Source organism: Trinickia soli (assembly GCF_002879855.1).
GTDB lineage: Bacteria > Pseudomonadota > Gammaproteobacteria > Burkholderiales > Burkholderiaceae > Trinickia > Trinickia soli.
This window is the reverse complement of sequence record NZ_PNYB01000003.1, coordinates 165,916-183,429: the sequence shown is the minus strand read 5'-3', so window position 1 is coordinate 183,429 and position 17,514 is coordinate 165,916. Positions and strand designations below refer to the sequence as shown.

Sequence of the window (17,514 nt, the reverse complement as noted above, 5' to 3'; positions counted from 1 at the left end):
CTCAGAACAAGAAATAACGCTGGGCCATTGGCAGCACGGTGGCGGGTTCGCAGGTGAGCGTCTCGCCGTCCGCGACGACTTCGTACGTCTCGGGATCGACGCTGATGGCCGGCTGCCATGCATTGTGAATCATGTCGGCTTTCGATACGGAGCGGCATCCGCGCACCGCTACGAGACGCTTGTTCAAGCCATAGCGCTCGCCGATACCGGCTTCGAGCGCCATTTGCGACACGAATGTCAGCGATGTCTGGGCCAAGGCTGCGCCGCGCGTGGCGAACATCTCGCGGTAATGCACGGGCTGCGGCGTGGGGATCGATGCATTGGGGTCACCCATCTGCGCGAGCGCAATCATGCCGCCCTTCAGTATCATCGTGGGCTTCACGCCGAAAAAAGCAGGCTCCCAGAACACGAGATCGGCCCACTTGCCAACTTCCACGGATCCCACCTCGTGCGCGATGCCGTGGGTCAGCGCCGGATTGATCGTGTACTTCGCCACGTAGCGCTTGGCGCGGAAGTTGTCGTTGCGCGCGGCGTCTTGCGGCAGCGGACCGCGTTGCCGCTTCATTTTGTGTGCGGTTTGCCAGGTGCGGATGATGACTTCGCCCACGCGGCCCATCGCTTGCGAGTCGGACGACAGCATCGACAATGCGCCCAGATCATGCAGGATGTCTTCGGCCGCAATCGTCTCGCGGCGAATGCGCGATTCGGCGAAAGCGAGGTCTTCGGCGATCGATGCGTCGAGGTGATGACACACCATCAACATGTCGAGATGCTCGTCGAGCGTGTTGATGGTGTAGGGCCGCGTCGGATTCGTCGATGACGGCAGCACGTTCGCTTCGCCGCACACCTTGATGATGTCGGGTGCGTGGCCGCCGCCCGCGCCTTCGGTGTGATACGTATGGATCGTTCGTCCTTTGAAGGCGGCGACGGTGGCTTCGACGAATCCCGCTTCGTTCAGCGTGTCCGTGTGAATGGCCACCTGCGTGTCGGTGGCGTCGGCCACGCTCAAACAGTTGTCGATCGCGGCGGGCGTCGACCCCCAATCCTCGTGCAGCTTCAGACCGATCGCGCCCGCGGCCACCTGCTCCTCGAGCGGTTCGGGCAGGCTCGTGTTGCCTTTGCCGAGAAAGCCGAGGTTCATCGGCCAGCCGTCGGCCGCCTGCAGCATGCGTTCGAGATGCCACGGGCCCGGGGTGCAGGTCGTCGCATTCGTGCCCGTCGCGGGGCCCGTGCCGCCGCCGATCATCGTCGTGATGCCGGACGCCAGCGCCTCGTCGATCTGCTGCGGGCAAATGAAGTGAATGTGCGTATCGACGCCGCCGGCCGTGACGATCAGTCCTTCTCCGGCAATGATCTCGGTAGCCGCGCCGATCGCGATCGTCACGCCCGCCTGGATGTCGGGATTGCCGGCCTTGCCGATCGCGGCGATGCGTCCGTTCTTGATTGCAATATCGGCTTTGACGATGCCCCAATGATCGAGGATGACCGCATTCGTCACGACCGTATCGGCCACCTCGCGCGCGGGGCGTTGGGATTGCCCCATGCCGTCGCGGATGACTTTGCCGCCGCCGAACTTCACCTCTTCGCCGTAGACGGTGAAGTCGCGTTCGATCTCGATCAGGAGATCGGTGTCGGCGAGCCGAATCCGGTCGCCTGTCGTCGGGCCGAACATTTCCGCATACGCGCGGCGGCTGATCCGTAGTGTCATGACGATTTGCAGTCCTAAGTGTTTTTCGCCGGGCGAGAAAGCGGCCAGCGGCTCAGAGCGCGCCCATGATCTTGCCGTTGAAGCCGTAGACCACGCGTGCGCCACCGAGCGCCACCAATTCGACGGTGCGCGACTGCCCGGGCTCGAAGCGCACGGCGGTGCCGGCCGCAATGTTCAGGCGGAAGCCGCGGGCCTGGTCGCGGTCGAACGAGAGCGCGGCGTTCGTTTCGTAGAAGTGATAGTGGGAGCCCACCTGCACGGGCCGGTCACCTGTGTTGGCGACAATCAGCGTGCGCGTCTCGCGGCCCGCGTTCAGTTCGATCTCGCCGTCTTCGATGAGGAGTTCACCGGGAATCATATTTGCCTCGCCGCCTGGCTCGAAAGGGTTCAGGCAATCGGATGATGAACGGTCACGAGTTTCGTGCCGTCGGGGAAGGTCGCTTCGATCTGAATTTCGGCGATCATTTCGGGCACGCCTTCCATGACATCGTCGCGCGAGAGCAGCGTCGTGCCGTAGTGCATGACTTCGGCGACGGTCTTGCCGTCGCGCGCCGCTTCCATCAACGCCGCGGAAATGAAGGCGACCGCTTCGGGGTGGTTCAGCTTCAGGCCGCGAGCGCGACGCCGTTCGGCCAGCAGCGCAGCGGTGAAGATCAGCAGCTTGTCTTTTTCTCTGGGCGTCAATTTCATGGCGCGGGTTGCTCTAAACCGTAAGGTCGTTGAAAGAAGCTGCGTTCGTTTGGTCTAATGAGTGGCGTCACGAGCGGATGCAGGGGGGCGTTCAATCGTAGCACCGCGTCGATGCAGACAATAACCCCCTTCGTTCAAGTGCGCCACAGTCGAAGCGGTCTTGCATCGACACCATGAACGATCGGACGCAGCGTAAGCCAACATTGCATGAGCGTCTGTTGCAGCGCTTCCATCGAATGGGCCAGCGTGCGCACGATCAGCACGCCATCGCTGACGCATGACACGCCCGCGCGTTGCGATGCGTCGAACGGCAACTGACGTGCAAGCGATTCGGCGAGCGCTTCGTTGCACGCCGGGCCGACGGCCCATAGCGCGCCGAATGCGGGGTAGCCTGCGAGCCCCTGCTGCGCGGTGCGCAGCGGGTCGTCGGCCGCGAGCTCGGCGCGTTCGAACCAAAGCGGTTTGCCAGCCGGCCCGATGATCCGCGCCACGCTCGACAAAGTGCCGTCGCGCCAGTGCTCGCCCGCGGCGATCCGGCCCAGTTGCGTCGCGTCCCAGCCGAGCGCCGTTGCACCTTCGGCGAGCGTGAGCGTGAATTCGAGCGCGATTTGCGCGCGATCGAAGACGATGTTGTTTTGCGGCAGCCAATCGAGCTTCGCGTCGGCGCCGACGGCGATGTCGATCCGTTGACGCGCAAGACGGCCGTTCGCCTTGTACCACTTGGCCGCGCCGGGCGTGGTCAGTACCGCATGCGTACGCGCCCCGAGCGAGACGTCGATCGTCAATACATCCCCGCCCGCAACGCCGCCGGGCGGATGCACGATGACAGCGTGGGAGATCGAGTCGCCCTCGGGGTAGAGCGGTTTTTGCACGCGCAGCGGCCCCGAATGGAGCCGATGCGAGAGCGTTGTGCGTGCGCCGCGTTGCTCGAAACCGAGCGATAGCTTCGCCTGCCAGCCGTCGCGCTCGTGTGCGGCATGTGCTGCGTCGTGCGTCGCGTCGTGTTCGGTCGTCGCCGCTGACGGGACATCGTAAAGTGCTCGATAAGGCATGAGATGCGTGGGGCGCCGGGCGTCGGGCAGGCGCGCAGGTGAATGGGGTCGAGCATAGCACCGTGCGCTTCGGGCTAGACAGCGATCATCTCGCGCACCCGGTGCTCGTCCATCTGCGCACCCGTGCCGCCCGCCACGATTTCGCCGCGGCACATCACCCAGTAGCGATCGGCGAGTGCTTTGGCGAAGTCGTAGTACTGCTCGACGAGCAGCACCGTCATGCCCGTTTCGTCGACGAGCTCGCGCAGCGTGCGCCCGATTGCCTGAATGATCGACGGTTGGATGCCTTCCGTGGGCTCGTCGAGGATCAGCAGACGCGGGTCGCTCATCAGCGCGCGGCCGATCGCGAGTTGCTGTTGTTGGCCGCCCGATAGATCGCCGCCGCGCCGCTTGCGCATCTCCTTGAGCACGGGAAAGAGCGCATAGATGCGGTCCGGCACACGCGAAACGCCGCGCTTGCTTGCCGCGCCGACGAGCAGATTCTCTTCGACCGTCAACCGCGCGAAGATGTCGCGGCCCTGCGGCACATAGGCGATCCCTCGTGCCACGCGTGCGGGCGGAGCGAGCGCGTCGATCGCTTCGCCGCACCATAGGATCGAGCCGCTTTTCGCGCGCACGAGTCCCATCAGGCAACGGATCAGCGTCGTCTTGCCCACGCCGTTGCGGCCGAGCAATACCGTCAGCTCCCCTTGCGGAACGTGGATCGCGACGTCGCGCAAGATATGGCTGCCGCCATAGAACTGATTGAGTCCTGTCACGTCGAGCATCGAAGCTGTCCTTGTTGATGCGATCCCATGGTGCGGTTACCGGCCGAGATATGACTCGATGACCGTCTCGTCGCGCTTGACCTCGTCCAACGTGCCTTGGGCGAGCACACGGCCTTCGGCCATTACCGTGACGCGCGATTGCGCACCGGCGAGTGCGGCGACGAACTCCATATCATGTTCGACGACGATCATCGAACAGGTCCCGCGCAATCGATCGAGCAGCGCCGCGAGCGCCATCGTTTCGTCGTCGGTCATGCCGGCCGCCGGCTCGTCGAGCAGCAGCAACGCCGGTTGCTGCATGAGCAGCATGCCGATTTCGAGGCGTTGCTTTTGCCCGTGAGAAAGCTCGCCAGCGGCTCGCCGCGCTTCGTGTTCCAAACCGATGGTAGCGAGCGTTTGTTCGATCAGAAGACGGGCATCGGCGGTCAGCCGCGCACGCAGCGACGCATGCCACCGCTTGTCGGTCTTCATGGCGAGTTCGAGGTTCTCCCACACGGGATGCTGCTCGAACACGCTCGGCTTCTGAAACTTCCGGCCGATGCCGGCGCGCGCGATCGTCGGCTCGTCCATCCGGGTGAGGTCGAGCGTCTGGCCAAGAAACGCGCGTCCGCTGTCGGGCCGTGTGCGTCCTGTCACGACGTCCATCATCGTCGTTTTACCGGCCCCGTTCGGGCCGATCACGCAGCGCAATTCCCCGGCATCGAGCGTCAACGACAAGCCGTTCAGCGCGCGGAAACCGTCGAAGCTGACGGTGATGTCGTCCAGATAGAGAATCGGACCGTGCGTCACGTCGATGACGCCGGGCGCGAGGATATGCGCCAGCGCGGCATCGCCGGAGGCCGGTGCTTCCCGCTCGATGCTTTCGTCAGGCGTGCCGATCATTGTCGTCCGCCTTTGCCTGTCAGCGCCATGGCCAAGCCGGCGAGGCCGCGCGGCAACGCGAGCGGCACGATCACGAACAGGGCGCCCAGGAAGAACAGCCAGTACTCGGGAAGGTAGGCTGTGAATATGCTGCGCGCCGCGTTGACGACGACGGCGCCGGCGATCGGCCCGACGAGTGTCGCGCGGCCGCCGACGGCCACCCAGATCGCCATTTCGATCGAGTTGGCCGGCGACATCTCGCTCGGGTTGATGATGCCCACTTGCGGCACATACAACGCGCCTGCGATCGCGCAGAGCATTGCCGAAATCGTCCAGATGAAAAGTTTGTAGGCGAGCGGACTGTAGCCGAGGAACATCAGGCGCGTTTCACTATCGCGCATCGCGGTGACGACGCGGCCGAGCTTGGACGTCACGATCGCTCGCGCACCGATAAACGCAAGCACGAGGGTCGCGAACGTCAGCAAGAACAACGTCACGCGTGTGCCTGCGTGCGCAATCGGAAAACCGGCAATGCGCTTGAAATCGGTGAACCCGTTATTGCCGCCGAAACCCGTTTCATTCCGATAGAACAGCAACATGGCCGCGTACGTGAGCGCTTGCGTGATGATCGAGAGATAGACGCCTTGCACGCGAGAACGAAATGCAAAGAAGCCGAACGTCCAGGCGAGCGCGGCAGGCACGATCAGCATCAGCAACAGTGCATACCAAAGATGTTCGGTGCCGCGCCAAAACCAGGGCAACGTGTGCCAGTTCAGAAACACCATGAAATCGGGGAGATCGCTGCCGTAGACGCCGTCGTGCCCGATCGCGCGCATCAGGTACATCCCGATCGCGTAGCCGCCGAGCGCGAAGAAGAGTCCGTGGCCCAGGCTCAGGATGCCGCAATAGCCCCAGACGAGATCGAGCGCGAGCGCGGCGATCGCGTAGCACATGAATTTGCCGCCGATCGTGAGCGCGTAGGCGGACAGATGAAACGCGCTCGACTCCGGCAGCACGAGCGCGGCGAGCGGCGCGCCGAAGCCGACGGCGAGCACGAACGCGGCGAGCGCGATCCACGCGGGGCGAGAGAGCAATGCGTGGCGGTCGTACTGCCCAAAGCCTTCCGTCGCCGCGCGAAGTTCGGCGCCGGCCTGCGATGAGCGCGCGTCCTGGACGGCGGCGGAGGAGGGGAGCGACTGCATCGGGGGCCTCATGCGCTGCGTCCTTTCAAGGCGAACAAGCCTTGCGGGCGTTTCTGAATGAATAGAACGATCAACACGAGCACGGCAATCTTCGCGAGCACGGCGCCCGAGAACGGCTCGATCGCTTTCGTGAGCACGCCGAGCCCGAAGCTGCCGAGCACCGTGCCGGCCAATTGCCCGACGCCGCCGAGCACGACGGCCATGAACGAATCGACGATGTAGCTCTGGCCGAGATCGGGGCCGACGTTGCCGATCTGCGAGAGCGCGCAACCGCCGAGGCCCGCGATGCCGGCGCCGAACGCGAAGGCATACGAATCGATGAACGCGGTCTTCACGCCGACGCAGGCCGCCATGGAGCGGTTCTGCGTCACGGCCCGGACGAACAGGCCGAGGCGTGTCCGTGTGAGGACGCTCCATGCGATCGCGACCACCGTCAGCGAGAACGCGAGGATGACGATCCGGTTGTACGGCAGGATCAGGTTCTGCATGACTGCGATGCCGCCCGTCATCCAAGCGGGATTGGCCACTTCGACGTTTTGCGCCCCGAACAGGGTGCGGGTGCCTTGCATCAGCACCAGACTTGCGCCGAATGTCGTCAACAGCGTTTCAAGGGGCCGGCCGTAAAGCCGCTTGAGGACCAGCCGTTCGAGCACGACGCCGACGGCCGCTGCCGCCACGAACGAGGCCGGCACGGCTGCCAATGGATACCAATCGAAGGCATTCGGCGCATAGTGCCGAAACGCGTTTTGCACCACGTAGGTCGCATAAGCGCCGATCATCAAAAATTCGCCATGCGCCATGTTGATGACGCCGATGACGCCATAGGTGATGGCAAGCCCGAGTGCCGCCAGCAGCAATACGCTGCCGAGCGAGACCCCGGCGAACAGCGTGCCGACGATGCGGCTATTGCGCTCGATGGCGTCCAGTTCGTCGATCCCGCGCTGTGCGGCCGCGCGGACGGCCGGGTTCGGCTCTGCGAAGGCGCCGTCGGCGCGCATTGCCACGAGCGGCCGCAGCAGCGGGTAAAAGTCGAGATCGTGCCGCCCCGCGACGAGCTTGACCGCTTCGAGCCGTTTGGCCGGATCGGGATCGGTGAGCGCAGTGGTTGCCCATAGCGCATCGAGGCGTCGCTTCAGTGCGGGATCGGTTTCTTTCGCACGAGCGGCTTCGACCAACGGCTTCATCGAAGCGTCGGGATTCGCGAGCAAAGCATCGACGGCGGCGCGGCGGGTCGGGAGATCGGGCGAGGCGAGCCGCAAGCCGGCCAGGGCATGCGAGACCTTGCCGCGCAGCAGATTGTTGAGCATCACGGGCTGCGCGTCGCCGATGGCGACCAGCCGGCCGGTCACGGCGTCGCGCGCCTGCGTATCGTCGCCGTCCGTCTGAATCAGCACTTCGCCGGAGCCGGTCGCGAGTACGCGATCGTCGGCGAGGCCGTCGAGCAACGCTCGCGCCGCCGTGTCGGGTTTGGCTGCGAGCGCATCGATCGCGCTGGCTTTCGCATGGAAGTCATCGCCCGCGAGCGGGGCGACGTCGGCCGGCGCGAGTGCGAACGCAGGGGCAGCGGCAAGCCAGCACGACAGCGCCGTCGCGAGGAGGCAACGGTAGAGGGATCGAGTCATCGATAAGAGCCGAAAGCGAAAGCAAGCCGGTGGCGTGCGCAACGCAACTGAGCGCACGCCCGCGTAACGACGCCGCGCCGAGGCGCGGCTCCACGGAGCGCGTCTGGCCGCTAGGCGGTTTGTCGGCGACGGCGCAGAAATTCGCCGATCGAGCTGACGATGTCGGGCTTGCCTTGGTTGCCTGCGATGTACGGGCTCCAGGGCTGCGCACGAATGGCCGTCTTCGTTTCCCAGACGATGTTGAATTGGCCGTCGGCGCGAATTTCCCCGATCATCACGGGCTTGTGCAAATGATGGTTGCCGTCCATCGTCAGCGTGAAGCCCGAAGGCGCCGCGACCGTTTGGCCGATCATCGCCGTGCGCACTTTGTCGACGTCGGTGCTCTTGGCTTTTTCGACGGCCTGCTTCCACATATGAATGCCGACGAACGTCGCTTCCATCGGATCGTTCGTCACGCGCTTCGCGCCGCCGGGCAGGTGCTGCGACTCGACCCATGCGGCCCATTGCTTCTTGAACTTCGCGTTGGCCGAACCCTTGACCGACATGAAGTAATTCCATGCGGCGAGGTGGCCGACGAGCGGCTTCGTGTCGATGCCGCGCAGTTCCTCTTCGCCGACCGAGAACGCGACGACAGGGACATCGGTTGCTTTGAGCCCCTGATTGCCGAGTTCTTTATAGAAAGGCACGTTCGAATCGCCGTTGATGGTCGAGACGACCGTCGTCTTGCCGCCTTGGGCGAACGCTTTGATATTGGCGACGATCGTTTGATAGTCGCTATGCCCGAAGGGCGTGTAGACCTCTTGAATGTCTTCGTCCTTGACGCCCTTCGTATGCAGGAAGGCGCGCAGGATCTTGTTGGTGGTGCGCGGATAAACGTAGTCGGTGCCCAGCAGGAAGAAGCGCTTCGCACCGCCGCCCTCGGCGCTCATCAGATATTCGACGGCGGGAAGTGCCTGTTGATTTGGCGCCGCTCCCGTGTAGAAGACGTTGCGCGACATCTCTTCGCCTTCGTATTGAACGGGGTAGTAGAGCAACCCGTTGAGTTCCTCGAACACGGGCAACACCGATTTGCGCGACACCGACGTCCAGCAGCCGAACACGCACGCGACTTTGTCTTGCGTCAGCAACTGCCGTGCTTTTTCCGCGAACAGCGGCCAATTCGAGGCGGGGTCTACGACGACGGGCTGAATCTGTCGTCCCATCACGCCGCCGTTCTTGTTGATGTCGGCGATCGTCATGAGCGCCGTGTCTTTGAGCGACGTTTCCGAGATCGCCATCGTGCCCGACAACGAATGCAAGATACCCACCTTGATTGGACCGCTCGACGATTGCGCGCGGGCGAACGGGCTTTGTCCTGCAAGTGCGAGCGCGCCGGTGAGCGAGCCGAGCTTCAACAAGCTACGACGTTTCATGTTTTCCCCTTGCCGTCAACGTTTATTGGCGTGAATTTCGCCAGGCGCGCATCGTTGGAAACGACGTACGAGCGCGCGGGCCGCCGTGCGTTGCAAGGGGTATGCCAATGGCGGGAGCGTCAGGCGCAGCGGGGTTCGATGGGATCAGCGCCCGCGGCGGGCGGATCGGCTGCACCGATTTGAGCGTCGAAACTGGTGCGCGGCGCGCCGCCGCGGAGCGAAAGGCGCGATATTGGTGAGTCGGGCCGTGACGGCCGACGTGTCACATGCGCAGCAACAAGCGACGCTTTAGGCCTTAATAAAGCGGGACCTTCGGATCGACTTGTCGTGACCACGCGTCGATGCCGCCTTGCAGATTGAAGACATGCTTGAAGCCGCGCCCTTCGAGGAACATGCCCACGTTCGCGCTGCGCGCGCCGTGGTGGCAGATGCAGACGATCTGCGCTTCGTCGTCGAGCTCTTCGCTGCGAGCAGGGATGTCGCGCATCGGAATCTCCACGCAACCGGCGATGTGAGCGGTGGCGACTTCCCACGGTTCGCGGACATCGAGCAGAACCGGGGCGGGGCGCGACGTGTCGGCCAACCATTCGGCGAGTGCGGGCGCGGTCAGATTTTGCATGGGAGACTACCGGGTTAAGAGGAGCGAAGGCTGGCGCGGCCTACGGGGGCGCGCCAGCTGGCTGCAGTGCGCTCAGAACTTGAAGCGCGGCGGGTGCACGGCGTTGATGAGCGGCTCGACGTAGGTCTCGAACACATCAGCCACGCGGTACTGCTTTTCGTCGATACGCGTGATGACCTGCGCCTTCATGACGGGGGCCGTGCCGACGAATGCGGCGAGCCGGCCGCCGATCTTCAGCTGTTCAAGCATTTCCTGCGGCAGCACGGGCAGGCCGCCCGAGATGCAGATGACATCGTAGGGTGCGGCGGCGGCCCAGCCGCGTGCGCCGTCGCCGAGGGCGACTTCGGCATTGGTCACGCCGTTGTCGGCGAGATTGCGCTTGGCAAGGTCGGCCAGTTCGGGCTTGATGTCCACCGTCAACACGTGGCGCGCGCGATGGGCGAGCAGCGCGGCCATGTAGCCCGAGCCCGCGCCGATTTCGAGGACGGCCTCATGCTTCTTCACAGCCAGCTCCTGCATGATGCGTGCTTCGACGCGCGGGAAGAGCATGTGTTCGCCGGCCGGCAGCGGCAATTCGAGATCGGCGAAGGCGATGTCGCGATAGGCGGCGGGAACGAAGTTTTCACGCTTGACGACCGACAGCAGATTCAGCACGTCCTGGTCCAGCACGTCCCAGGGGCGAATTTGTTGTTCGATCATGTTGAAACGGGCTTGCTCGATGTTCATGGCGACTTGACGGTCTTGGACGTAGCGGTTCGTGCGAAATGTGCGAAAGAAACCTTGGAATTGTACCAAACCGCGTAGTCCGGCCGTCGTTCTTAGCGCTTGCTGCGTTTGAGCTGCGCTTCGAACGCAGCGTCGAGCTTGCTGACGCGCTTGGGTTTGGCGGGCGACACGGCGTCGACGAATGCGACGAACGCATCGAGCGGCAACGGCTCGGAAAGCGGCAACTCGACGCCGCTGGCCCGATCGACCAGTCGAAACAGGCCGCCCGGCATGCCGATGGCGGCGTAGTGCGGGTTGCCCGTGCGCTCCTTGAGCTTTTGCACGGCGGAAATGGCGCGCGTACTGCGCATGCTGGATCCTCTAGAATTGCGGTTGAACCTACTACTCTATCAAGTGCGCGCCGGCTCCGGGCGCACACTTGTGCTTTACCGAGAAATCGCCATGACCGCCCCCGGTTCGCCTTCATCGGCCGAACGCGTCTGTCGTCCGGATTGCGGCGCCTGTTGTATCGCACCGTCCATCACGAGTCCCATCCCCGGCATGCCCGACGGCAAGCCGGCCGGCGTGCGTTGCGTGCAGCTTGGCCCCGACGAGCGATGCATGATTTTCGGGCGCGCGGACCGGCCTGCCGTTTGCGGCTCGCTGAGGCCGAGCGAAGAGATGTGTGGAAACAGCCGCGACCATGCGATGGTCTGGCTCGAGCGGATGGAGGCGCACACGGCCCCGGATCATAACGGTGGTCTGATCTAAGCCGGAGCCCGGATTCGATCTGGCGGGGCGTAATGCCGTCCATTGTTTGATACTCGCGGCAGCCTGGCCGCATCGGCGCCAGTTCATAATGTCGTTTTATTGCTGGTACAGCGGATTTTTCGATGGCGCACAACTACGACAAGCACGATCGGCACGATCACGGCGTCGGTCATGATCACGACGACGATCACACGGGCCACCACCCTGGTCATGCGCACGACCATGACCATGATCACGGAGGGCACGGCCATAGTCACGGCCACGGTCATAGTCACGCCGGTCACAACCATCTGCACGGCGTGACGGACCAGCGCCGTATCGGTTGGGCTTTCCTCATCATCACCGTGTTCATGATCGTAGAGGTGGTGGGCGGCTTCTTGTCCGGCTCGCTGGCACTGCTGGCCGACGCCGGCCACATGGTGAGCGACGCCGCTGCGCTCGGCTTCAGTTGGGCGGCCATGCATTACGGCCGCCGCCCCGCGACTGCGCAACTTTCCTACGGCTACAAGCGGTTGGAGATCCTCGCGGCATTCGTGAACGGCTGCGCCTTGTTCGTCATCGCCGCGTGGATCATCGTCGAGGCGATCCAACGTTTCTTCGCGCCCGTGCAAGTGGCCGGCAACATGATGCTTATCGTTGCGTTGGCGGGGCTTGCGTCCAATATTGCCGCGTTCGTCGTCCTGCATGGCGGGAATCGGCAGAACCTCAACTTGCGCGGCGCCTGGTTGCATGTCCTTGGCGATATGCTCGGTTCGGCCGCGGCCATCATCGCCGCGGGCGTGATCCTGCTGACGGGCTGGATGCCGATCGACCCGCTGCTGTCGGTGTTCGTTGCGGTGGTCGTGCTGCGCAGTGCCTGGGGCATCGTCAGATCGTCGGCGCATATCCTGCTCGAAGGCACGCCGGAAGGCATCAGCCTCGCTGACATCAAGGCGGACCTCGAGGCCAATCTCGAAGAAGTGCGCGACGCGCATCACATTCACGCATGGTCCATCACCGGCGAGCAGCACCTGCTGACTTTGCATGTCCACCCGGCGCAGGGAACGAATGCGCGCGATGTCGTCACCGCGGTCCAGCGCCGGCTCTCGGAGCGCTTCGACATCGATCACGTCACGGTGCAGGTCGAAGACGACGTCTGCATCGATATCAAGGGTCATGTCCGATCCGGAGCGGGCAAGCGCGGCTGTCACTGAGCGTGACGCCGATGCGGGCGGGTAGGGAGCCGCTATCGCACCGCGTCGGGGGCGTTACACGGACTTTAGCCGCCCGCCTCGCAGCAGCAAGAGCGCGATGGTGCAAAGGGAAAATGCCGCGCTCGCGTAAAAGGTCGCTGTAGCCCCGACTCGATCCCAGAGCGCGCCGGCAATGATGCTCGCGACAAGCGTGACGATGCCGGTCAACAGATTGAACAGGCCGAACGCCGTACCGCGCAACTGGGCGGGCGCCGTTTTGGCCACCATCGCGGCGAGTAGCCCCTGGGTCATCCCCATGTGCAGACCCCACAGCGCGACGCCCGCAACGATCACGCCCCAATGATCGCCGTGGGCGAGGACGAGATCCGCTGCGATGAGCGCCACCAGACCGGCAACGAGCAGCCGCATCGGGTCGATTTTGTCGGCCAGCTTGCCGAACGGGAACGCCGATAGCGCATACACCACGTTCATGGCCACCATCACGAGCGGCACCAGCGCGATCGGAATGCCGCTTTTCATGGCGCGCAGCACGAGAAACGCCTCGCTGAACCTTGCCAGCGAGAAGACGGCGCCTACCGCGGTCACCCACCAGTAGTCGAGGCCCAGCCGCTTCAGATTTTCCCAGCGAATCGGATTGACCCGTTTTTCGGTCGCCTTATGCTCCGGTTCCTGCACGGCGAGCGCGAGCAATGCCACGGCGAGCACGCCCGGAATCACTGCAAGCCAGAACGCCAGCCGAAAGTTGTCGGCCCACGCGAGCATGACGCCCACTGCGAGCAGCGGACCGACAAATGCGCCCACCGTATCGAGCGATTGGCGCAGCCCGTACGCCGCACCGCGCAGGTGCGGCGGTGTGACATCGGCGACGAGCGCGTCGCGGGGCGCGCCTCGGATCCCTTTGCCGATGCGGTCCATGATGCGCGCGGTCACTACGACGCCGATGCCGGGCGCCACGGCGAACAGCGGCTTGCTGAGCGCGCCAAGGCCGTACCCGGCAACAGCCAGCCATTTGCGATTGTTCAGATAATCGCTGAGCGCACCGGAAAACACTTTGACGACAGGCGCCGTCGCTTCGGCAATGCCCTCGATGACGCCGATCATGGCGGCGCTGGCGCCGAGGCTCGCCATCAAAAACATCGGCAGCAAACTATGGATCATCTCGGATGAGACGTCCATGAACAGGCTCACGCAGCCCAGAACCCAAACGGTGCGGGGAATGTGGCGGACGATGCGGATTTCCGGTTCGATATGCATGGAGGGCGATAGGTTGCGTCCGTGAAGAAGCGTCGCACATTCAGGCGCGCGCCCGGGCGCAGCGCGACGGCATAAAATGGCAGGTTCGCATCGATACTAGCAGTCCGGTAGGAGGTTCATGCATGGCATACGCAGTCGCGCCCCGTCGGCGCAGGTTGTTGGGATTCGTTTGCGCTGCGGTGGCTGGCGCAGGTTTGACCGTGTCGCTCGGCGCATGCGCGAGCCCGACGTTTCCGTTCATTCCCGATCACTACACGTTTTCGCGTGCGCAGGTGCAGACGGCCGTTGCGCGCAAGTTTCCCTATCGCCATACCGTTTCGCAGTTGTTCGATGTCGCGTTGACGAACCCCGTCGTCGGGTTGGAGCCTGACCAGGATCGCGTGACGGTGCATGTCGACGCGCACGTGGAGAGCCCGTTCCTGCAGCAACCGGTCGACGGCGCGTTCCTGCTGTCGAGCCGGCTCGAGTACGACGATGCGCGCCACGCTGTCGTGCTGCGTTCGCCAAGCGTCGAGCACGTCGAGGTCGGCGGCGAGGCGCGCGCTTACCAGCAGCAAATCGAAGCCGCGGGCGCGCTGGCCGCCGCACAGTGGCTCGACGGCTACCCGATCTACACGTTCAAGCCCGATCAACTGCAATTTGCCGGCGTGAACTTCGAACCCGGTACAATCACGATCCTTACAAACGGCATACGCGTGCAGATCGTCGAAAAATGACCGGCGCGCGGCCGCGAGAGGCTGCGCCCCCATTGCTGCGGCCTTCTCGCGCTTCGAGAGAGGGCATCGATGGACTGGGTACTAGTCGGCAAAGCGTTGATTCTCGGCGTCGTGGAAGGATTGACCGAGTTTCTCCCCGTCTCCAGCACGGGGCATCTGATTGTCGTCGGCAGCCTGCTCAACTTCGGCGGGGACGGCGCCAAGGCGTTTCACGTCGTGATTCAATTCGGCGCGATCCTGGCGGTGTGTTGGGAGTATCGGCGGCGCATCGGCCGCGTGGCATCCGGCGTCTGGACCGATGGAACACAGCGCCGGTTTGCGTTGAATGTCGTCATCGCCACGATCCCGGCGGTCGTGCTGGGGCTGTTGTTCGAAACCGTGATCAAGGATGCGCTGTTCGCGCCGGTGCCCGTCGCTTTCGCGCTCGTGCTCGGCGGCGTCGTCATTCTTTGGGCGCAGGCGCGTGAGCGTCGCCGTGGCGGCGCTTCGGCCCGCATCAGCGCGCTGGAGGAATTGCGGCCGCTCGATGCGCTCAAAGTCGGCATCGCGCAGTGCTGCGCGCTGATCCCCGGCGTATCGCGTTCGGGCTCGACCATCATCGGCGCGATGCTGGTCGGCGTCGATCGGCGTGTCGCCACCGAGTTCTCGTTCTTTCTGGCCATTCCCGTCATCGGCGGGGCGACGCTCTACGAACTGGCCAAGCACCGCGGCGGGGCTTTCGTCGACATGGCCGAAATTTTCACGATCGGCACGGCGGCGGCCTTCGTCAGCGCGTTCATCTGCGTGCGTTGGCTACTGCGCTATCTCGCCACCCACGACTTCACCGCGTTTGCCTGGTACCGGATCGCCTTCGGGATGATCGTGCTCGTGATCGGCTATGCTGATGCGCTGAATTGGGGTGCGTAGCGAAGTTCGCAGGGCGCGATGGCTCACCCTGCGATGACCGGATGGTTGCCGTCTCGCACGTTTGGCGGTGCGGCGCGCGTTGCTACGTTGCGCGACGTTTGAAGACGAGATCCCACACGCCGTGGCCGAGTCGTAGCCCGCGCCGCTCGAATTTTGTCACCGGGCGGTAGTCGGGGCGCGGTGCATATCCCTCGGCGGTGTTTTCGAGCGAAGGCTCGGCGGCGAGCACTTCGAGCATCTGCTCGGCGTAGTTCTGCCAGTCCGTTGCGCAATGCAGATAGCCGCCCGGTTTCAAACGAGGGGCCAATAGCGCGACGAACGGCGGCTGAATCAGTCGCCGCTTGTGGTGCCGGGCCTTGTGCCATGGATCGGGGAAGAACACATGTACGCCGTCGAGCGTACCGGGTTCGATCATCTGCTCGATGACTTCCACCGCGTCGTGCTGAATGATGCGGATGTTCGTCAGTTGCTGTTCGCCGATGAGCTTGAGCAACGCGCCCACACCGGGCTCGTGTACCTCGACGCCGATGAAATCATCACCCGGCCGCGCGGCGGCGATCTCCGCCGTCGACGCACCCATGCCGAAGCCGATTTCGAGCACGCGCGGCGCATGTCGGCCGAACGCGGCGTCCCATTCGACGGGGCTCGATGTGTACGGGACGAGGAACCGCGGGCCTAATTCGTCCATCGCGCGGCGCTGGCCGGTCGACACGCGGCCGGCGCGTGTCACGAAGCTGCGGATGCGGCGTGGGAAAGCGGGGGCGCCGTCGGCGGGGGATTGGGTGGCGTCATCGGCATGGCCGGGGGCGTCGGGCTCGTAGCCCGTTTCATTCGGATCGTGAATCATGGTGTTCCAACAGTCGAAAACAGCGGCCGCCACGACGTGAAAAAGCCGCCAAGGCGGGCGGCTTGCATATCGGGCGGGCCGGCGTGCGGCCGGCGAGCGTGGGCAGGATTGTAGACGAGTGCGCGACGCCCGTGAAATCGCCTGTGAAATCTCAACGACCTTTAGCGGGCCGTGCGCGGTTTGGTGCGAGGGAAGAAAACCGGGCGCTCAGTCCGATACGATGACCTGCATCCGGTTCGGATATTCGAGCTCGAACTCGCGCGTTCGGCCCACGCGCACATTGAGCAGCAGCCGTTCGACCTCGTGCAGCATGGCTTGATGGCGCTCCGAGCCCATCGTCGTGTCGTGCAGATCGGCGGTCAGCGCGCGACGCGTATCGACGAGTAGGGCGACCGCGCTCGTGCGCGACATGAAGAACCGTTCCATTTTTTTTGAATGCAACAAGAAGTAGCGTCGTGGGCGGCGGGGTAGTCGGCTGTCTATCGACCGCTACGCGCGCCAAAAATTCCGCTGTCTGTACAGGCTCGAAGCAGAGCCGAAGCTGGCGTGCCGATCATGGCTCATGGTCGGCGAGGGAAACTGCACGCGTGCGCGTTTGCGGTCTCGATTGAGACTCACATTGGGCGTTGCATGCTGTTTTTCAAGCGCGGCGGATTTCGACGAACGTCTCAGTTGCAGGTATTGGAAGAGATCGATTGCACCATTTGCTTGGTCCGATCGGTCTCGCACATGGCCACCGCGGCCGACAGCATCGAACCGTTGCCCCAGTGATCCTGCGCCGACCTTGTGCAAGTTTGATCGCGCAACTTTTGCCAGGCGGCGACCTTTTGCGCGAGCGCCGCTGCGCATTTCGGGGAGGCCGTGCGTCTCTCGTCGATGAGCTGTTGTAGCTTGCGTTCCGCCACGAGTTGATCGCGCCACGCGCAAAACCTCATGCTGGTGGGGTTGGCGTCGCAACTGGCGAGTAGGGAGGCGACCTCGGTCGAAGTGAGACCGCTGCGTTGAGCCAATACTTCGGTGAGCGTTTCTGGGGGGGGCGTTTGCGTTTGCGCAGGCGCGGCGATCACGGCAGCAGACGCGCACGCCGATACCCAGGCGAGCAGCAGCACCATGCGTTTCGTTAGTCTTTCCGCCGACATGGGAGGATCACGTCATCAGAGGCAAATTGCCGACTCCGAAGGCATCGCTT

Annotated in this window: 20 protein-coding genes; 4 read left to right on the top strand and 16 right to left on the bottom strand. The window is 64.0% G+C overall.

Annotated features, from left to right (window positions below):
- Nucleotide 1: 1 nt before the first annotated feature.
- From ureC to C0Z19_RS04995, 12 genes are all read right to left on the bottom strand, one after another.
- Entirely contained in the window at nucleotides 2-1,708 is a 1,707-nt protein-coding gene (gene ureC, locus C0Z19_RS05050) for an urease subunit alpha (RefSeq protein WP_102608701.1), read from the bottom strand.
- 52 nt (nucleotides 1,709-1,760) lie between these two features.
- Nucleotides 1,761-2,066: an urease subunit beta gene (locus tag C0Z19_RS05045; RefSeq protein ID WP_102608700.1), complete on the bottom strand. Its 306-nt coding sequence runs from the start codon at nucleotides 2,064-2,066 to the stop codon at nucleotides 1,761-1,763.
- Between the two features lie 29 nt (nucleotides 2,067-2,095).
- A complete protein-coding gene (locus tag C0Z19_RS05040; RefSeq protein WP_102608699.1) occupies nucleotides 2,096-2,398 on the bottom strand; it encodes an urease subunit gamma in 303 nt (100 codons plus the stop codon).
- 134 nt (nucleotides 2,399-2,532) lie between these two features.
- A complete protein-coding gene (locus C0Z19_RS05035) occupies nucleotides 2,533-3,450 on the bottom strand; it encodes an urease accessory protein UreD (protein WP_102608698.1) in 918 nt (305 codons plus the stop codon).
- A gap of 74 nt (nucleotides 3,451-3,524) precedes the next feature.
- Nucleotides 3,525-4,217: an urea ABC transporter ATP-binding subunit UrtE gene (gene urtE / locus C0Z19_RS05030; protein WP_102608697.1), complete on the bottom strand. Its 693-nt coding sequence runs from the start codon at nucleotides 4,215-4,217 to the stop codon at nucleotides 3,525-3,527.
- Between the two features lie 36 nt (nucleotides 4,218-4,253).
- The gene (gene urtD / locus C0Z19_RS05025; RefSeq protein WP_102608696.1) at nucleotides 4,254-5,099 is read right to left on the bottom strand and encodes an urea ABC transporter ATP-binding protein UrtD; all 846 of its coding nucleotides are present in this window, start codon (nucleotides 5,097-5,099) and stop codon (nucleotides 4,254-4,256) included.
- The gene (urtC, locus tag C0Z19_RS05020; RefSeq protein ID WP_102608695.1) at nucleotides 5,096-6,280 is read right to left on the bottom strand and encodes an urea ABC transporter permease subunit UrtC; all 1,185 of its coding nucleotides are present in this window, start codon (nucleotides 6,278-6,280) and stop codon (nucleotides 5,096-5,098) included. The genes urtD and urtC overlap by 4 nt, the downstream gene beginning before the upstream one ends.
- Before the next feature lie 8 nt (nucleotides 6,281-6,288).
- The gene (gene urtB / locus C0Z19_RS05015) at nucleotides 6,289-7,902 is read right to left on the bottom strand and encodes an urea ABC transporter permease subunit UrtB (RefSeq protein ID WP_102608694.1); all 1,614 of its coding nucleotides are present in this window, start codon (nucleotides 7,900-7,902) and stop codon (nucleotides 6,289-6,291) included.
- A gap of 110 nt (nucleotides 7,903-8,012) precedes the next feature.
- Nucleotides 8,013-9,314: an urea ABC transporter substrate-binding protein gene (gene urtA, locus C0Z19_RS05010; RefSeq protein ID WP_102608693.1), complete on the bottom strand. Its 1,302-nt coding sequence runs from the start codon at nucleotides 9,312-9,314 to the stop codon at nucleotides 8,013-8,015.
- A 295-nt stretch (nucleotides 9,315-9,609) separates the two neighbouring features.
- Nucleotides 9,610-9,933, bottom strand: coding sequence for a rhodanese-like domain-containing protein (locus C0Z19_RS05005; RefSeq protein ID WP_102608692.1), 324 nt, complete (start codon nucleotides 9,931-9,933; stop codon nucleotides 9,610-9,612).
- 72 nt (nucleotides 9,934-10,005) lie between these two features.
- The gene (locus C0Z19_RS05000; protein ID WP_102608841.1) at nucleotides 10,006-10,659 is read right to left on the bottom strand and encodes a protein-L-isoaspartate O-methyltransferase family protein; all 654 of its coding nucleotides are present in this window, start codon (nucleotides 10,657-10,659) and stop codon (nucleotides 10,006-10,008) included.
- 92 nt (nucleotides 10,660-10,751) lie between these two features.
- Nucleotides 10,752-11,009 carry a hypothetical protein gene (locus C0Z19_RS04995; RefSeq protein ID WP_102608691.1) on the bottom strand — a complete coding sequence of 86 codons (258 nt, stop codon included), beginning with the start codon at nucleotides 11,007-11,009 and terminating at the stop codon, nucleotides 10,752-10,754.
- Between the two features lie 91 nt (nucleotides 11,010-11,100).
- On the opposite strand from C0Z19_RS04995, the gene C0Z19_RS04990 reads away from it, so the two are divergent.
- Together C0Z19_RS04990 and C0Z19_RS04985 are read left to right on the top strand one after the other, a co-directional pair.
- Entirely contained in the window at nucleotides 11,101-11,409 is a 309-nt protein-coding gene (locus C0Z19_RS04990) for a YkgJ family cysteine cluster protein (protein ID WP_102608840.1), read from the top strand.
- 122 nt (nucleotides 11,410-11,531) lie between these two features.
- Complete coding sequence (locus tag C0Z19_RS04985; RefSeq protein ID WP_102608690.1) at nucleotides 11,532-12,602, top strand: cation diffusion facilitator family transporter; 1,071 nt, start codon at nucleotides 11,532-11,534, stop codon at nucleotides 12,600-12,602.
- A 54-nt stretch (nucleotides 12,603-12,656) separates the two neighbouring features.
- Here C0Z19_RS04985 and C0Z19_RS04980 read toward each other — a convergent pair whose 3' ends face one another.
- Nucleotides 12,657-13,856 (bottom strand): MFS transporter, encoded by a 1,200-nt coding sequence (locus tag C0Z19_RS04980; protein ID WP_102608689.1) that lies wholly within the window; start codon nucleotides 13,854-13,856, stop codon nucleotides 12,657-12,659.
- A gap of 122 nt (nucleotides 13,857-13,978) precedes the next feature.
- Here C0Z19_RS04980 and C0Z19_RS04975 point away from each other — a divergent pair, with 122 nt between their 5' ends.
- Complete coding sequence (locus C0Z19_RS04975) at nucleotides 13,979-14,572, top strand: DUF1439 domain-containing protein (RefSeq protein ID WP_102608688.1); 594 nt, start codon at nucleotides 13,979-13,981, stop codon at nucleotides 14,570-14,572.
- Between the two features lie 69 nt (nucleotides 14,573-14,641).
- Nucleotides 14,642-15,478 carry an undecaprenyl-diphosphate phosphatase gene (locus C0Z19_RS04970; protein WP_102608687.1) on the top strand — a complete coding sequence of 279 codons (837 nt, stop codon included), beginning with the start codon at nucleotides 14,642-14,644 and terminating at the stop codon, nucleotides 15,476-15,478.
- Between the two features lie 82 nt (nucleotides 15,479-15,560).
- On the opposite strand, the gene trmB is transcribed toward C0Z19_RS04970, so the two are convergent.
- From trmB to C0Z19_RS04955, 3 genes are all read right to left on the bottom strand, one after another.
- Nucleotides 15,561-16,325, bottom strand: coding sequence for a tRNA (guanosine(46)-N7)-methyltransferase TrmB (trmB, locus tag C0Z19_RS04965; protein WP_102608686.1), 765 nt, complete (start codon nucleotides 16,323-16,325; stop codon nucleotides 15,561-15,563).
- A gap of 207 nt (nucleotides 16,326-16,532) precedes the next feature.
- Nucleotides 16,533-16,736: a hypothetical protein gene (locus tag C0Z19_RS04960; RefSeq protein ID WP_146011996.1), complete on the bottom strand. Its 204-nt coding sequence runs from the start codon at nucleotides 16,734-16,736 to the stop codon at nucleotides 16,533-16,535.
- Between the two features lie 257 nt (nucleotides 16,737-16,993).
- Entirely contained in the window at nucleotides 16,994-17,437 is a 444-nt protein-coding gene (locus C0Z19_RS04955) for a lysozyme inhibitor LprI family protein (protein ID WP_158242941.1), read from the bottom strand.
- Nucleotides 17,438-17,514 lie beyond the last annotated feature (77 nt).